The 15,879-nt window shown below is 59.6% G+C and carries 11 protein-coding genes and 1 pseudogene; 8 read left to right on the top strand and 4 right to left on the bottom strand.

The features are described from left to right. Positions 1–312: 312 nt before the first annotated feature. The 8 genes from NKI15_RS22365 to NKI15_RS22330 all read left to right on the top strand — a co-directional run bounded on the left by NKI15_RS22365 (position 313) and on the right by NKI15_RS22330 (position 12,208). On the top strand, positions 313–2,778 hold the full coding sequence (locus NKI15_RS22365; protein ID WP_352887001.1) for a patatin-like phospholipase domain-containing protein: 2,466 nt from the start codon (positions 313–315) through the stop codon (positions 2,776–2,778). Positions 2,779–2,826: 48 nt separating this feature from the next. Beyond that, positions 2,827–3,507 carry a hypothetical protein gene (locus NKI15_RS22360; protein ID WP_352886998.1) on the top strand — a complete coding sequence of 227 codons (681 nt, stop codon included), beginning with the start codon at positions 2,827–2,829 and terminating at the stop codon, positions 3,505–3,507. 279 nt (positions 3,508–3,786) lie between these two features. Continuing rightward, on the top strand, positions 3,787–4,137 hold the full coding sequence (locus NKI15_RS22355; RefSeq protein WP_352886996.1) for a hypothetical protein: 351 nt from the start codon (positions 3,787–3,789) through the stop codon (positions 4,135–4,137). 54 nt (positions 4,138–4,191) lie between these two features. Continuing rightward, positions 4,192–5,727 (top strand): S8 family peptidase, encoded by a 1,536-nt coding sequence (locus NKI15_RS22350; protein ID WP_352886994.1) that lies wholly within the window; start codon positions 4,192–4,194, stop codon positions 5,725–5,727. 9 nt (positions 5,728–5,736) lie between these two features. Beyond that, positions 5,737–6,969 carry a phage tail tip lysozyme gene (locus NKI15_RS22345; protein WP_352763741.1) on the top strand — a complete coding sequence of 411 codons (1,233 nt, stop codon included), beginning with the start codon at positions 5,737–5,739 and terminating at the stop codon, positions 6,967–6,969. A 116-nt stretch (positions 6,970–7,085) separates the two neighbouring features. Continuing rightward, the gene (locus NKI15_RS22340; RefSeq protein ID WP_352886990.1) at positions 7,086–7,853 is read left to right on the top strand and encodes a hypothetical protein; all 768 of its coding nucleotides are present in this window, start codon (positions 7,086–7,088) and stop codon (positions 7,851–7,853) included. A gap of 120 nt (positions 7,854–7,973) precedes the next feature. Next, positions 7,974–9,422, top strand: a complete 1,449-nt coding sequence (locus NKI15_RS22335; RefSeq protein WP_352886987.1) for a patatin-like phospholipase family protein — start codon at positions 7,974–7,976, stop codon at positions 9,420–9,422. Between the two features lie 2 nt (positions 9,423–9,424). Beyond that, positions 9,425–12,208: a hypothetical protein gene (locus NKI15_RS22330; RefSeq protein ID WP_352886984.1), complete on the top strand. Its 2,784-nt coding sequence runs from the start codon at positions 9,425–9,427 to the stop codon at positions 12,206–12,208. 354 nt (positions 12,209–12,562) lie between these two features. On the opposite strand, the pseudogene NKI15_RS32000 reads toward NKI15_RS22330, so the two are convergent. The 4 genes and pseudogenes from NKI15_RS32000 to NKI15_RS22315 form a co-directional block, all read right to left on the bottom strand. Next, positions 12,563–12,802: pseudogene (locus NKI15_RS32000) on the bottom strand (IS481 family transposase); the annotation flags it as partial. Positions 12,803–13,798: 996 nt separating this feature from the next. Further along, positions 13,799–14,023 (bottom strand): hypothetical protein, encoded by a 225-nt coding sequence (locus NKI15_RS22325; protein WP_352886981.1) that lies wholly within the window; start codon positions 14,021–14,023, stop codon positions 13,799–13,801. A 583-nt stretch (positions 14,024–14,606) separates the two neighbouring features. Continuing rightward, a complete protein-coding gene (locus tag NKI15_RS22320; RefSeq protein ID WP_352887135.1) occupies positions 14,607–14,951 on the bottom strand; it encodes a class I SAM-dependent methyltransferase in 345 nt (114 codons plus the stop codon). A 29-nt stretch (positions 14,952–14,980) separates the two neighbouring features. Beyond that, positions 14,981–15,259 (bottom strand): hypothetical protein, encoded by a 279-nt coding sequence (locus tag NKI15_RS22315; RefSeq protein WP_352886978.1) that lies wholly within the window; start codon positions 15,257–15,259, stop codon positions 14,981–14,983. Positions 15,260–15,879 lie beyond the last annotated feature (620 nt).

Below are 15,879 nucleotides of genomic sequence, written 5' to 3'. Positions count from 1 at the left end.
GACCTATCCGACAAGCAAGGTGGAGCAGCGGAAATCCGCTATTCAGCTGTATTATTCTTCATCACCTCCACAGAGGCGCGTCTTTTTACGTCCTTCGAGTAGTTCCTACCAGACTCTACTTTGGCGCAGCTCAGGACCTCCCGTCGCTGCGGCCGCCCCGGTCAAGCTGGCTGATCGGATAATAGAACCAATAAAATCACTTGCGTGAAATCACCGTGAAACGCGGTTGCTGGCGGCAGCCGATCTGAAATCACGGTGAATTCACGCGGCCTGGCGACACTCGGCTTCAAACCAATCCGGGGGGATCAGGTCATGACCCAACTGTCGCCGACGGGAAATGCCACCAGCGACTGGGGGCAACGGCTGTGGGCAAGCAAGGAACGGCTCCGCCAGTTGTTGAGACGCATCTTGGATCCCGTCGCTCGCCTCTATGCGGCGAAGACCAGGAATACGAAGTGGATTTCGGAAGCTGGGCTCGCGGTCAATCCGGTCGTAGACATCATCCGCCTGACCCGCGTGGCAAGCTTCAGTGTGCTGGCCGGACTAATTGTTCTACTTATGACCGGTCAGGGGCGGGAACTCACGCTGGCGCTCGCCGAACCCATAGCCGATGTGTCCTGGGCTCGCTGGCTCGGATGGACTGGCTGGCTCGCTGTGGTTCAGCTGACGTTCGTCTGGTGGGCACTTTCCTGCACTCTTATGGCTCGCCTCAATCTGGACAACGCGAAAGGGGTCCGCAGGCAGCAGACGAAAGACGCCCGCGAAAAGCAGGCAGGAAAGAATCGCAAGGACCAGGCAGATAACTCGAACGAGGCAGAGGTGACCTATCCCTGGGCTGATGGCTTTATGGATCGGACATGGCCACAACAACTGCTTTTCGCCTGCTTCCTTGTCTACGCCATGAGCATCGTCACGGCGGCGATCAAGCTCAACATCGTGACCTGGCCGCTGCGTGTCCTGCTTCTGGTGAATATGACTCTGGTGGCGGTTGGCGCGAGACTGTTGTGGAGAGGGGCGGCCGACGAATTTCAGCCGGACATTTCGGCTGGCGGGACAAAGGCGACCAGCGAGCGGGCAGCCGACGAATCCAAAAAGCCCATATCGTCCGGGATGAGAAAGGCGATGAGCGGGCAGGCACCCGATTGGGAAGGGTTCACCGTCCTGTTTGCACTCGCCATGTTTGTGGTGCTGCTGTGCGTGTTCTGCTTCCTTCCGGCCTGGGGACAGTGGCTGGGAGCGCCAGTCGTCCTATTCGCCTTTCTGGCCATCGCGACTTCGATCCTCGGCGCTCTCAGCAGGATTTGTCATAGCAGCCGCTTTCCGATCCTGACGACCATGCTGGCCTTGCCGTTCGCGATGAGTCTCTTTGCGGGGAATGACAACCATGAGGTCCGATCGCTGACAGGGCCGTTGCTGGCCAGGCCGAGCATCGAAACCGCGCTGCTGAACTGGAGAAGCGGCCTGGGCCCGAACGACTGTCGGTCCGAAACAGATTTGAAAAAGCGCCGGCTCATTTTGGTGGCCACCGCCGGCGGTGGGTTACGCGCCGCCTACTGGACGGCGGCCATTCTGGGATCGCTTCAGGACAATGCGCCACAATTCCGTAAATGCGTGTTCGCCATCAGCGGCGTATCGGGCGGGAGTCTTGGCGCCGTCCTTTTCGCTACCGCGCTGAGCGAGCCCCTGGCGAACGACAAGCTGGTCTGCCCGGATAGCAGACGCAAAGGATTTGCCTGCAGGATGGATCAGGCTCTGTCCCGGGATTTCCTGGGGCCGACGATGGGTGCCACCCTGTTTCCGGACCTGGCGCAGCGCTTCCTGCCGTTCCGCCTCTTTCCAGATCGCGCCGAGGCGCTCGAAAGCGCTTGGGAAGCAGCCTTCTATAAGGAGGGCGGAGCCAAGCTGGAGGGAGGCTTCCTGACACTGTGGTCGGGCCAACGCGCGCACCCTCCGCATCTGCTTTTGAACGGCACCGATGCCGAAACCGGCGCTAGGATCGTCACCAGCGATCTCGATCTCACGGGGCGGTTTCCTGAAACGCTGGACTATTTCGACATCGCGCACGCGCCGATCAGGCTGAGCACGGCAGCCATGAACAGCGCACGGTTCACCTATGTCAGCCCGGCCGGAACCATACTTTACCCGCCGTCAATGCCCAATGCCGGCCTGGTCCAGGCGCGGATCATCGATGGCGGCTATTTCGAAAACTTCGGTGCGCAGACCGCTCTTGATCTATTGCGTGCCATAAAGTCGCCGCCGAAAGCGGAACCCACAACGTCAGATGACATCGAATTGTCGGTCATCCAGATCAGCAGCGATCCGGACCTCACCGACAGTTCGGAGCCCGATTTCAAACTGTGTGGCAAGGCGATGGGGCTCACCGCGCCCCGAGGCGAACTCGGCCCCTGGTACGAAAGGGCGTGGGGCCGTTTCGCCAGCGATAGCTTGGCGCCGATCGACGGCCTGCTCATGGTCCGAGAGTCACGGGGTCTGCTGGCGGCCAAGCAACTCGCCTGTGCTGTCGATGATGCCGGCCACTACGTTCATTTCCGCATGAAGCCGAGGCTCTGGTCCAATGGTGGCTGGGTCTTCGGGAAGGGCGACGAGCGCTCACCACTGGGCTGGCTGCTGACCGGGCGTGCCCGCGACCAGATGACCGACCAGATCCACTGCGACGACGGAACGCTGGGCCAGCTCAACAAGGCACTTGCCTGGTTCGAGGCAACCCCGCGTCCGAGGCGTAATCATGAATGCCGGGATGGCAATGAAAAAAGTTAGCAAAATCAAGTGGCAAGGGGAAAAAGTGACATGAATAATTATTGCAGGATGGCGGCGATCGCCGCGGCAACACTGCTCGTGGGATGCGGCGGCAGTACGATCCACACGAGGTCGTCATTGGGCAGCGTCCAGACGCTCAGCATCGATGCGAAACAGCGGCTTGTGATGCAGGGCCGGCGTCAGGTGCCCGGCGGGGGGATCACCACATGTGCCGAACCCAGCCCCGACGCGCTGGTGGCGCAGGCCGCGGTCTTTTCAGCAAGCGGTAAGGGGCCGTCCGGCGCCTCGACCGTAAGTGGGAACGCCGCGGTTGGCTTTCAGGAATCGGCCGGGTCGCTGGCACACCGCACCCAGACAATCCAGATCTTGCGCGACGGGTATTACCGGCTGTGCGAAGCCTACATGAACGGTGCGATAACCGAGAACAACTATGTCACGGTCTTGTCGAACATAGACGTGACCATTGCGGTGATTGCGGCCATCGACGGCCTCGGCAACGCGCCATCGACACCTGCGGTTGCGATCGGCACCGGCAGCGTCACCGTCAATGGCGGCAGCGCCGATACCGGCGGCAGCGCCGCAATCGGCGCGGCGCCCGGAGGCGTTTTCAGCCAGCCCGGCACGGCCGGAGGGACCCCCGATACCTCGAAGAACGCCGCTGCCATCCAGGCCATCGTGCTTGAATACATTGCCTATGTCGAACGCCGTAATCGGCGGTTTGGAATGTAGCAATCCAGCGCGAAGTATTCCTCCCATTTGCATCGCGCTGCAGCGGAGCCGTCCGACCGACAGGGGGTGTCGGACGGCTCCGTCCGGGGAGTTCGATTGCTGAACAGCGTCGGTTAACGGCGGATCGATCGCACTCCACCGCCGCGGCCCCCCTGGTCAATTTGGCCCGGCCGCGGGTGCGAATTCACCGTGAGACATGGCGGCCCGCGATGACCGTTCGAACTCACGATGGTTTCACGCAGGACGGTCGACACTTGACCGACAAGAGAAGGAACCGTCATGCCAAAGAAGTTTCGTTCCATCACATTGCTGCTGCCGCCGGGCCTGACGCCTGGCCGCTACCATGCACTCGCCGAGGGGCTGGTCGGCAAACTTGTGAACGATCCTGGCATCGCGAATGCGCAGGAACAGATGGGAACGGCGCGGTCCTACCAGGTTCTTTCGGAACTCGACCACGCGCCGCTCGAACACGTTCCCGTCCTCAACGATTCGACATGGACCCTGACGCTTCCAGTCCCGGCCGACGCCGATCTCAAAGACGTTTCATCGACCGCCAAGTCACTGACCGACGGCGAGGGTGTCGAGGTCGAGACTGCAGCCGCCTACCGGACAACCAAGAGGGACTCATGAGCTTTGACCCGTCGGCAACGGCGAATCTGAACTGCAAACCAGGAGGAAATCGACATGGCTAGATCAGGACTTTCCCGTGCACAGGACCAGATCCACATTCTGCTGAAGTTCCCGCTGGAACAACAGCTTGGCGCCGAGACGGTCGCCGCTCTCGAAAGTACGGAACGCAAAGTGCGCCGTGAGGCATTTCGGCGAATCGAGGCGCATGAACCGGATTTTCGCCCGCACGCTGAAGACGTCGTCAGGCGCATCTGCGCCAGGGTCAGCGCTAAGGCTCCGACCATGGCAGTCGCCAGCGAGGAATCGGGCCTGCATTTTCTGTCCATCGACGATTTCGACCCCAATGTCGGCCCTCCGGAAGGTGTGCCGGTCTACAATCCATACACGGGCGTGCTTTCGGTCTATCCGGAGCAAAACCTCGAGCCGGACGAAGCGGTGGCGGGCATCCGCGAGGCGGTGAAATCAGACGATGCTGTGGAAGGCGTCGAACGGGTCGTCATCTACCGGGCAATATCGGCGTTCGACACGACATTGCAGACCGAGCCGGAAAGTGATGGTTACGGCTATGACTATTCCGAAATGGCGGGCCTGGATGCCCGTCGGCATCAGGCGGCGCTGCAAACCGCTTTGGCTGGCGAATCCGTGCCATGGGGCATCGACCAGATCGGCGCCCGGGCGGCCTGGCGCAGGGGCTACGCCGGCCAAGGCGTTGTCGTGGCTGTCGTCGACACCGGCATTTCTCCCCATGTCGATCTCGCTTTGCCGGTGCGGGGCGCCACATTCGTGCCCGGCAGCATTTCCTACACCGACGATCACGGTCACGGCACTCATGTTGCCGGAACAATCGCCGCCAGGCGCAGCAACGGTCTTGGCGTCGTGGGCGTGGCGCCCCAGGCGCGTCTGATGGCGGTCAAGGTTCTGGCGCGGGATGGCTATTCCCGCGGCGATTCAGTGGCGCTTGGCATCACCTGGGCCGCGAACAACGGCGCACAAGTGATCAATCTTAGCCTTGGAAGCGGGCAAGCGTCGGATTCGCTGCGTCGCGCTGTCATCTATGCGCGATCGCGCCAGGTGATTGTCTGTGCCGCGGCCGGCAATGATTATGGCGGGGCGGTGTCATATCCGGCTGCTTTCGACGATGCCTGCATCGCGGTCGCAGCGACCGACCAGTCGAATCGCAGAGCCAATTTCAGCAATCGCGGTTCGCAACTCGATCTCTCCGCGCCAGGCGTCGGGATCGAATCGACGTATCTGGCCAACACCTATCGTGAGCTGAACGGCACGAGCATGGCGACGCCCCATGTTGCCGGCGTGGCAGCAATCCTGCTTTCCCGCTATCCGGGCCTCAGCCCGCTCATGGCGCAGCGCCATCTCGAGGCCACCGCCATGCCGCTCGGCGCGCCCGATCTGTACGGACGCGGGCTCGTTCATGCCGAGCGGGCAGTCGCCACCCAGCCGCAACCTGTTGTCAGTCCGGCGGTCGCGGTCGTCGTGGCGCCTGCCGCTGAAAGCGATCACGAAGTCGCAACGCCGGCGGCCGCAGCCGGCCGGTCAGCCGCATCCAAGCGCGGCCATAACAGCAGCCGATAGGAGGGGAAGATGGCCAACTACCGACTTTTCATCGAAAAGGCGCCGTCGATAATGGATGCCTTGAAACGCGACTTCCACTTCACCACCGTGCAGACGGCGGCGGTGCTGGGCAATACCGGCCATGAGTGCAATGGCTTCCACACGATGCAGGAAGTGCATCCGATTGCGGGGCGCGGCGGCTACGGCTGGGAGCAATGGACGGGTCCTCGACGGCGTGCCTTCGAGGCATGGTGCAGCCGGCAACATCTCGACATCGATTCCGACCAGGCCAATTACGGCTTCCTGAAACACGAACTGTCGACGACGCACGACTACGCCAGTCGCGCCTTGCTGCGGGAAACGGATCTGGTCAGGGCGGTCCGGGTTTTCGAACGCAAATATCTGGTGGCGGGTGTGCCAAACTACCCGAGCCGCGAACGCTATGCCCAGGTCGCTCTCGACGCCTACCGTGCCCATGCTGGAGCAACGGAAGGTCTTGCCATGGAGAGTGTGGCCGATCCGGCGGCAGCGGCATGGCTCGACGACGGGTTGGACACCCTGAGGGAGTTAGCAACAACGAGCCAGCTCGGTGCGGACAGCTACATCGGGCAGGTCTATGGCGCAAAGCCCGATTGCGGATGCCACGGCACGACGCAGCTGATGGAATCAGCCGGGCTCGAATTGGCGCCCGCATCCATGCTGGAACTGGCAGCGGCGCCGGTGATCCATGATACCGCGTCCTGGGGGGCACATCCGCCCAAGAGCGCGATAACGGTTCTGAACAGGCGGCCCAAAGGCATTGTCATTCACCACACGGCCAGCGCCAATGTCGCTGATACATCCCTGGTGCATGCCAAGCAGCTGGCTCGAAATATCCAGAGCTTTCACATGGGGCCACAGCGAAACTGGAAGGATACCGGCCAGCACTTCACCGTCAGCCGCGGCGGGCACATGCTGGAAGGTCGGCACCGCAGCCTTGAAATAGCCCGCGCCGGCCAGAAGCACGTGCTGGGAGCGCATGCCGGCGATGCCTGCAACAGCGACTACGTCGGCATCGAAAACGAGGGCACCTACATGGTCGGCCTGCCCCCGGCCGCGCAGTGGACGGCGCTGGTCCAGCTCTGTGCCTGGCTATGCAACCAATATGGCATGAGCACCGCCGACATCATCGGCCATCGTCAGTGCAAGAGCACGGACTGTCCAGGCGATCGCTTCTTCGGGCAGCTTTCAAAACTGCGCAATGACGTCGATGCCGCTCGATGAGCGCTGCCGGCGGCATCGTATCGCCGCCGGCTCCCATCCGCCTGCCAGTCGTCGTCGCTGGCTTTCGATCATGACTGTTCGCGGCTTTCGTCCGCATTGCTGAAGGAGATTCCTCCATGAAGGGCCTGGGCGTTCTCATCTTCGCCATCGCCGTCGCGCTTTTCGTCAACATCGCGTTGGGCGGCAATTCCAGCTATGACTTCGGCCGGGTCTGGGCGTGGGCGATAACGGCAGTCACATTTGCGGCACTGCTTGCCTATGTCGGCAATGCGTTCAAGCAGCGGCTGGACGGCATCTTCATCGACGATCGCAACCGTATCAGCCTTGCACGCTTCCAGCTCGTTTTGTGGACGGTGTTGCTTGTCTCCGCATTGATGACAGCCGGCCTGTCGAACGCCGCGCTCGGCGACGTCACGCCGCTCGCCATCAAGGTGCCACCGGAGGTTTGGGCTTTGCTGGGCATCGGTGCGTTCAGCTTCGTCACCGCGCCGGTGTTGGTGGAGAGCCGAAAGAAGGACAAGAAGCCGACGGCCGCGCTGGTCGAGCGCGTCGAGGCCACGGTGAAGGCGGAAGATGCGCTGACGAAGACCGTCAAGCTCGACAATAATGTGCCGTCCAAGGAGGAGGCGCCGGAAGCGCGCTGGATGGACATCGTCCGCGGCGATACCACCGCCGGATACGCGCAGATCGACGTCAGCAAGGTACAGCAGTTGGCGTTCACGATCCTGCTGGTTTCGATCTATGCAGGGGCACTCTCCGACAAGATGATCGTCGACAGCAAGTTGCCGTTTATCAAGGACTTCCCAACGATTGACCAAGGCTTCGTAGCGCTGCTTGGGCTGAGCCACGCGGCTTATCTTGCGTACAAGAAGACCGCGAACTGAGGAACAGGCGCCGAAGCCTTAGGCAGACAAGGCCTCCGCCGGCCGAAACATGATCGGAAGTGGGGGTCGTGCCCAAGACGCTGCCTGGAGACTTTGCCGCGAGGGGTGGGGCTAAGAACAATGGCACTGAATGTCTGGAATAATCCTGACTTCCTGAAGCTGAAAGGCGAGATCATCGCCGAGGCCAAAAAGCCGGACGATAAGCACCCGTCCAAATCCAAAATGGATGAGTTCTTTTGGCTGAAGGCGGCAGCCATGAACGATACCGGGGAGCTGCGGCTGTTTCGCGACGTCAAACCGGACGGAAGCGGCGAGCCATATCGCATTGCCAACATCGTCCTGCAGGGCGGTGGTGTTCTCGGCCTTGCGCATGCCGGATTCGTCACCGGCCTTGAATTGGCCGGCGTCCGCTTTGCCGGTATCGCCGGAGCTTCGGCCGGCGCCATCATGGCGATGGGCTTGGCAGCCGTGCGCGGCAAAAACCTGCTCGACCCCACCCATGAAAAGGTGGTGGAAATCGTCGGCGGCATGCCGATGAGCGCGTTCATCGACGGGCCGTTTCGCACGCGCAGGCTCATCAAGCAATTTCTGCTCAAGCGAATCTCCCTGCTTCCTTCGGCTTGGCCGGCCTGGCTTGGAGCGCTGCGCCAGATACTGCGCAAGCGTGGGCTCAACCCCGGGAATGCCTTCGAAGATTGGCTGCGCGGCGTCCTGGCTGAGAACGGACTTCGAACCGTCGACGAATTGTTCAACACGCTGAGAGATGTCGGCAAGCAATTGCGCGACGCAACCACCGCCAGTCCAGAACAGGCCTTGTTTGCATCGTGGCAGCTTGGCGACGACAAGCAAACTGGCGACAAACAACTTGGAGAGGACCTGCTTCAGATCATGGCGGCCTGCACGCCCGTCGGCGTGAAGTTTCAATTCCCCCGCGACGTCAGATATCTGTCGGTGGAAACGAATTCCAACTCGCCCGCCGCCCTGGTGCGAGCCTCGATGTCGATCCCACTGTTCTTCGAGCCGGCCCTTTTCGACGTCAACAAGAAGACGTGGGAGAGTTTTATCTCGGTCAGACTTGCAGAGCTCGTCGACAAAGACAAACACGACGAGTTTGCCGGCATCGATCAGGTTGCGTTTCTTGACGGCGGTATTTTTTCAAACCTCCCGGTCGATGCTTTCAGGCTGACAATGCCGGACGTGCCGACGGTCGCCGTGCCGCTGATGAGCACGACGTTGGCGAAACCCTATCAGCGCCGCGCACGCTTGAGCAGCCTTGTCACGGATGTCGGCACGGTCGCGTTCATGATTCGCAACCAGCGTGATCGCGATGCGATCGACCAGCTGAGGGAGGCCAGCAAGCGCTTCGAAGCTCGACGAGAACAAGAGAAGGACGACGACAAAAAGTGGGCCATGCCGCCGTCTTATCCGTTCCGGCTGGCGACCCTCAATGTCGGCAGTACCAACTGGCTCAACTTCGTCATGGATGAGATCGAGATGATGGACCTGTTCTTGATCGGCATGAACCGGGCAAAGGGCTTCATCCAGAATGAAATGAAAGGGGAAAAGTAGAAATGGCTAAGCACCCGAATGGACCTCCAGCTGAAACGCTGATCGACAGCGCGACCAGGCTGATGAAGGAACTCGCCGATTGCGATGGCAAGATTGCGATTGCGATTGCGATTGCGAAGCAGGTCGCGAATGTTTCCGCCGATGACAAGGCAAAAAAAATTGCCGATGCCAAGGCAAAAGAAATTGCTGATCTGACGAGTGACCGCGCCACTCTATTGACGAAGCTCGTCGAAAACGTCGGCCAGCTGCTCGACGCGCGCGATGCGTGTAATAACGAGATCGATGAGTTGGCTCGCGCCGGTCACTCGACCATTACCCTGGAGAGGCGTCGGGACGCCGTAAAGCACGCCTTGCCAGCGCCTCTTGCCGAGCTTCAAAGAACGGTCGAGAAATTCGGCGATGATGCTATCTCCGCCGCCTACAAGCTGGCTGACGATGAAAAGAAGCCCGCCCGGTTCTATTCCGGAATCAATCCTTCGGTGTTCAAACCAGAAGCGGAAAAGGTCACGGCCGAAAAGGGCCGGGATCTCGACGCGATTACCCAAGTCACCATTTCCAAGGCCGATGCCGCGAGAGAAGTGAACCGCCTGCTCGATCTCACGAGCGCCACGCGCATCGCGGAGGAGATGGACATCGTCACCTATCACGCCGAGGCCACCAGGCTGTTCGAGCGGGTGCGAGCCGAATTCAACGATATATCGGAAGATTTCAGCACGGCGTTTCAAAATGAAATTCTGGATGAACAAAATAAAATCTCCAATTTCCGGAAAGAGATCGCGCCATTCGACGCGATCGCCAAGCGCTTGACCGAGGAGAATAGCGAGCTGGGCGTTGCGCTGTCGGGGTTCCACAAGCGGGCCATCGAAGCGAACAGATTTCTTGGTCGCTATCGGCAGTTCGTGGGATACGAAAAGAAATGCGCCGATCTGATGAAGGACGACTTTGCCTCGGAGTCCTCGGTCAAGGCTTACAAGGATGCTACCCGCAGCCATGCTGAGCGCATCGAAAAACAGGGCGTCTTTTCAAGCTTCTGGACGATCCTCGCCGGGCTGGCAGCCGCTGTTTTGATCGCCTTTGTCCTGATCTTCCTGGACAATAATCTTCTGCTGAAAAACTGGACGATAGCGGCGATGCTCGGGGCAGCCGCGCTGATGTATGGTTTTTCGGTCAAATTCGGCAGAGACGCGCGCAACGATCATATGCACGACCTGCGCGAGACCCTCTATGCGCGCGCCTGTGAAATACGCGAAGTGGCGAAGTCAGGTGCAAACCTCGCCCCGGGATTGGTAGAGATCAGCGCAAGGACAGAAGCGGCCGCGATCGAGATGAAGACCAACCCTCATTTCGAGTTTCCAAAGATCAAATGGGGCGACTTTGAGGAAAAGGCGAACGATCAGTCCAAGCCAACCAATGTCGCAGAAATCCCAGCCGGCATCGACACACATCAGACCGTCAAAGACGAGCGCTCGATCCTGGCAAGCGAGCTTGGTGAGGACACATGGTCTTCGCACGAGAAGATCATGTGGGACCGCAACCTTCGCTCGTTAACGCTGATCGTCGCCGTTCCGTTGGTCTTGTCCTTGGGGCTTGGAACCTGGGGGCCGACCAAAACCTTCTCCTTCGTGTCGCAAACCCCCGATCTGGGCGCATGCGTCCTCGAACGCGGGCGTGTCCTTCTGGCGACAGGCGGCAGCTATTTCGTAAGGACCGTTGAGGGCAGCCACGTCACCGAGATCGCAAAATCTGCGGTACTGCTCATCGAACCGGGCGAACCAAAGCCTCCGCTTCCCAACTGCGCTGAACGGCGCGCGGAACCTGGGCCGACACACATCAGCTTCGACGCCGCCCTCGAGGTGAAGCCTGACCAGGCCACATTGGACGCGGCCGGGAAAATCGCCGCGAACGCACATGCTTGGCTTGATGCGATTGCCGACAAAATCGGTGCTGACACTCTCTGCACCAAAAGCTGCCCGCCGGTGACCACCGTAACGTCCCCCGCTCCATTTCCGGTCATTGTTCCGGTCGTCGTCGAGACGCAACCACCGACAGCTGCTCCGGAAGTCCGCGTCGGAGGGCCGACCTTTACTACACTGGTCCAAGGTGTTGACGGAAAGACCCGTGAATATAACGAGCAGCGCCTTGTCGTTCTCCCGTTCTTTCCGGGGCCCGTCAGCGGCAAGACACGGCCGGAAATCTATGGCGAAGATGGTATCAATACAACAGCAGAGGCCTTTTATTTCGGCCTGCATCAGCTGTCGGATCCGCCCCTGTCCAATCCGCCAGAGACGCTCATCCAGCGCATCGGAAACGCGTTCAAGACGTGCATGGACCAGACCCAGGCCGCCTACAAGTCGAAAGGCAAGGCGGCTACACGCAAATTGATCCTTCGGGTTGAAGGCTATGCAAGCCAGACCTGGCTCAACATCAAGGGCGTGGACGGAAGGCTTTTGGATAAAAAAGCGAAAGAACGTCTCAATTGGTATCTTGCCGAGGGCCGGAGGGCGGCAGTGATCCGCCAGCTCAGTGTCGCCGGCCGTGAGTTGATAGAAATCAAACCGACGCCTGCCGAGGCTAAATTTGACGATCTGGGCGATATCGACCCCGAGAAAGTAAAGAGCAATTTCCAGTTCGATGGATACGATAAAATGACGGAGTCGTTGGATGACTGGCTAAAGCAGCCAGCCAGCGATGATCGTCAACCAGATGAGGAGCGGGAGATCTTAGCGCGATCGGTGGTCATACTTATCGACAACGATGAGCTCGCCCGTTGCGGTGAAGCCGACTAGGACGATTATCCACTCTTACGTGCCTGCGACGGCCGGTGTGATCGCGCTGCATCTTGCGGTGTTGGCACGTATGAGGAACAGCCAAGCCAAAGGCATTGTGGCTGGCGATTCCGAATCCGCAGAGGTGACGCGGGACTTGATCGAGACCGTTGCCGTTTCGAGATACATCAAGGATCGGCGGAATCGAAGTCGACATCGCTGGGCGTCTGACTGCGCTCCTGGGCGGTAATGCCTTCTCCGGCGGCGTCAAAAGAGTGTGGGGAAAGGTGATAACGGGGGCGCTACCGCCTTTCCCCACACTCGGAGAGGCCCCGAGCTGACATCCAGTTTTCGTTGGTTGCGACGGCCGGGCGGCTCCTTTGTCGATTCAAGGACTTCGCAGGCCAGAATGCAGCGCGAGACCTTGGTCGGTGACCGTCAAGGGTAACAGTAGCGGCCATTGCCGAGCTTGAACTTGCCCTTGAAGTTGGCGCATCACGGATCATTAGGCCCCGTCGCCTTGTAACAGTTGCGTGCCCCCGGCCTTGTTCACCCGATTCCTCTTGCGGGCCTGGCTCACAAGCCGTGGCGATCGAGTACGGCATGAACGGTGCTCGCGAAGCGACATTTGTTGATGTCGTGAGTGGGCCGACTGCTAGTCTTGCTCACTGCGGCAAATCGCGAAATGGCGTAACAAGGTTGTTGGCATCGACACGATGCCGAGCCAAGCGGATCACGGCCGCCGGTGCGTGGTCGAGCGTGCGGCAGCTTAGTCGCCGATATCGGGCATTTCGTCGCTGGTCAGTCAGAGATATGACTGATGTGGCGATACCAACGGGGTGCTAGACACCAACAAAAATACCAACAACTTGGCTCCCTGCATTGGATTAGGCACAGCGGCGAAAGAAGATGCTCAAAGCGCGCCTGGGTCGGGGTTCGAGAGAATTCAGCGCATTGTGACGGGCGAAGCTTTGCAACTCGCGTTTTGAAGAAAGTGTTGGGAAGACGAAATAGGAATCGAACTGACATTACAAGTATCTGAAAAGTATGGATAAATACTGCCAAGATATGAGATGGTGCCCAGAGGCGGAATTCAAGTGAAGAAAATCCCGTTTCGCTTTCAGATACTTAGGGGAATGTTAGCCGCATCTGCTACCAACATAAATACCAACAAAATATTCCTGTGGATTGGTTCGGTTCCTGCTATTTCTCTCAATTCCTTGCACCTGCACCTTGTCTATTCCTGTTTAGTCTACATCCTTCTTGGTCATACCTCATCATGCGGGGTCGAGTGAAGACCACGGCTGGCCAAGACGACTTAATCAGAACGGATGGCCATTGCGCCCAATATCGGGATCGCTTTAGGCGGTTTCTGGAAGCCGACATCGTGCGAAGAACAGGTGGCTATTTACGGGTCCTGAGACCTTGGCCCATACCACCGCTTTGTAGGGTGGACGCGGCGCAGCGAAAAGCGCCGCCAGCCGTTCCTCATGTTGCTCCAGGCTGTATGTGATCCGCGAACACAGACTTTTTTGGATTTGCCGCAGGCACAAGCTCTTTCGCAGCCGGTGCGATTTGGCTGCTCAAACCTGACAATGAAGCGGTTTTTCGCTACTCCGCATTTCTGACTCGATATATCTCTTGCGCCTCGTGCAAGCTCTGTCGGGCCTGCTGAAGTAATCGATGCAAGTTCGCCAGCAATTCGTCGGCGTCGGCCCTCGGACTGCCTTCGTGATCCAGTAAGCCGACGATAATATCCTGCTTGGAAACGATGCTCTCGTTGTGAACGAGTTGGCCCATAAAATACATGAGCCGGCTCTGTGCCGGTGTGGGCATGGGCCTTCTCCCTGGTCGGGCGAAAGCCTGATGATCGCTCCCAAGCGCCTCGTGCCTGTTTGTTTTTGATTTTTCGAGGCGACGCAGCAGTGTGCGCTCGTTAGCAGGCAATGGCAACCGGCCAGGCAATTGCAGCATCCACGCTGCGCAGCCGCCCTGACCGCGCGTGCCGGTCCCCTGGCGTCGCTCGGCCGCTACTTCAGTGTTTCTGGTTGACAATCGTGGCCGGCGCACCGCATTTTCGCGTTGAGGGACAAACTTGGGGATCCTGCATGAAGAAGACTTATCAGTAGCCTGAATTAAAGAAGCGTGAGAAGCTCTCGGCCGTAACGGCTGTGTGCACGCCATCAACCTGCACCGATGAGTGAGAACCTTTAGGCCCCAAGGCGCTTTGCCGAAATTCGCTAGAGAGGGACTGCAGTGAAGAAAGAATACAGCAAGCCAGTACTGACCAAACGTGGGCGTCTCAGCGCAGTGACGGCGCAATTGGCACCCAGTGTTGAACCAAGAGGAGCCTAGGCAAACCCCTGCAACAAAGCCCGCTGGCTTCGGCGGCGGGCTTTCCGTATCTAGGCGCCGAAACCTATCTTCGTATGCCTGTCACAACGAGCCATGCGGTTTCCGTGCTCGGTCTCCGCACTTCAGGGTCGCTGAACCCTGCATCTCGCAAGGCAGCAATGACCTCATCCGGCTCGCGAGGTGTAAAAATGTCGGCCGGCATGTTCATCCTGTCCATATGCGCCTTCGGGAGGAAGCCAAGCACGACGCGACCGCCTGGTTTGAGGACGCGAGCGAGCTCTGCGGATCCAGCTCTAAGGCTTTGCCAGAAGTACACTGTGTGGACGCTGAGAGCCTTGTCGAATGTGCTATCCGGCAAGGGCAAGTCCTCGACTAGCCCGGTTCGGAACTCGGCTCGTCCGACGCGCACTGCATCGGCGAACCGGTGGGAGGCAGCGTTCACGACATCCTGCGAGCGATCAACACCGCAACGAATGCTGCCTCACGGAGAAGTTGCGGCACTAAAACTGCGCCGCCGAAACCGACCTCCACGGCGCGATCTTCCGGGACCAGTTGCAATTCATTGAGAGCGTAGCCGTTGAGCCGGGCATTGCCCCGGTTCATGCCGGCCCGGACCAGCCAGCCGCCGGTTCGGTCGGCCAGGACAGTTGTTTCGCTATAAATCGTGGCGCCATCCGATCCCACCCGTATTGGCATAAGGCGCTCGTTGGTGGGCAACTCGCCCCCGTCGGATCAGCCGCCTCTATTGGACCTCATTATCCGATGAGAATCCCAAGAGTATCAAGTCATGCGTGGAGTGGTGCCACGTTTTTGCCCGATGACGCCATCATCTTCGGCCCCCGGAAGATGGAAGACAGCAACAGTCGGGCCCGTGCTTTCCTTCCTGGGGTGGCGCGGGCCGCCGTCACCTAGCCTTTGCACGAGCCGGTGATGACGGACGCGAATTTGTTGCTGCTGCGAGCCAGACCTACCATTTGGCGGAGCTCTTCGCATATCTCTCTCGCGTCTTGGCGCGAAATCTCGGAGAGATAGCGCAGGATTATAGCCTCTTCAGTCAAGGCCTCCTGAATGTGATTCAATTCCGACAGCTTCCGATCGATAGAGCTCATCTAGGCAACATGCGCCTAGAAGCGGTGGCGCGCAAACGCTAGTTCGATACTGAAAAATGAAGGCTGCCCAGTTTTTCCTGCCTCACTGATCCAGTTCGAGCGGCTCATGGTCCGGTTGCTCGTGCCCCATGACCTGGCGGAAGTCACGCCGGTCGACCCGCTGGCCGCAGATGGGGCGCATAGAATTCCCAGTCAGGGTCATGTGCCTTGCCGGGCATGGGCGGTCCG

The organism is Mesorhizobium sp. M0862 (assembly GCF_040319795.1).
Classification (GTDB): Bacteria; Pseudomonadota; Alphaproteobacteria; order Rhizobiales; family Rhizobiaceae; genus Mesorhizobium.
The sequence above is the reverse complement of the archived record's forward strand: the minus strand, read 5'-3'. Positions and strand labels throughout refer to the sequence as shown.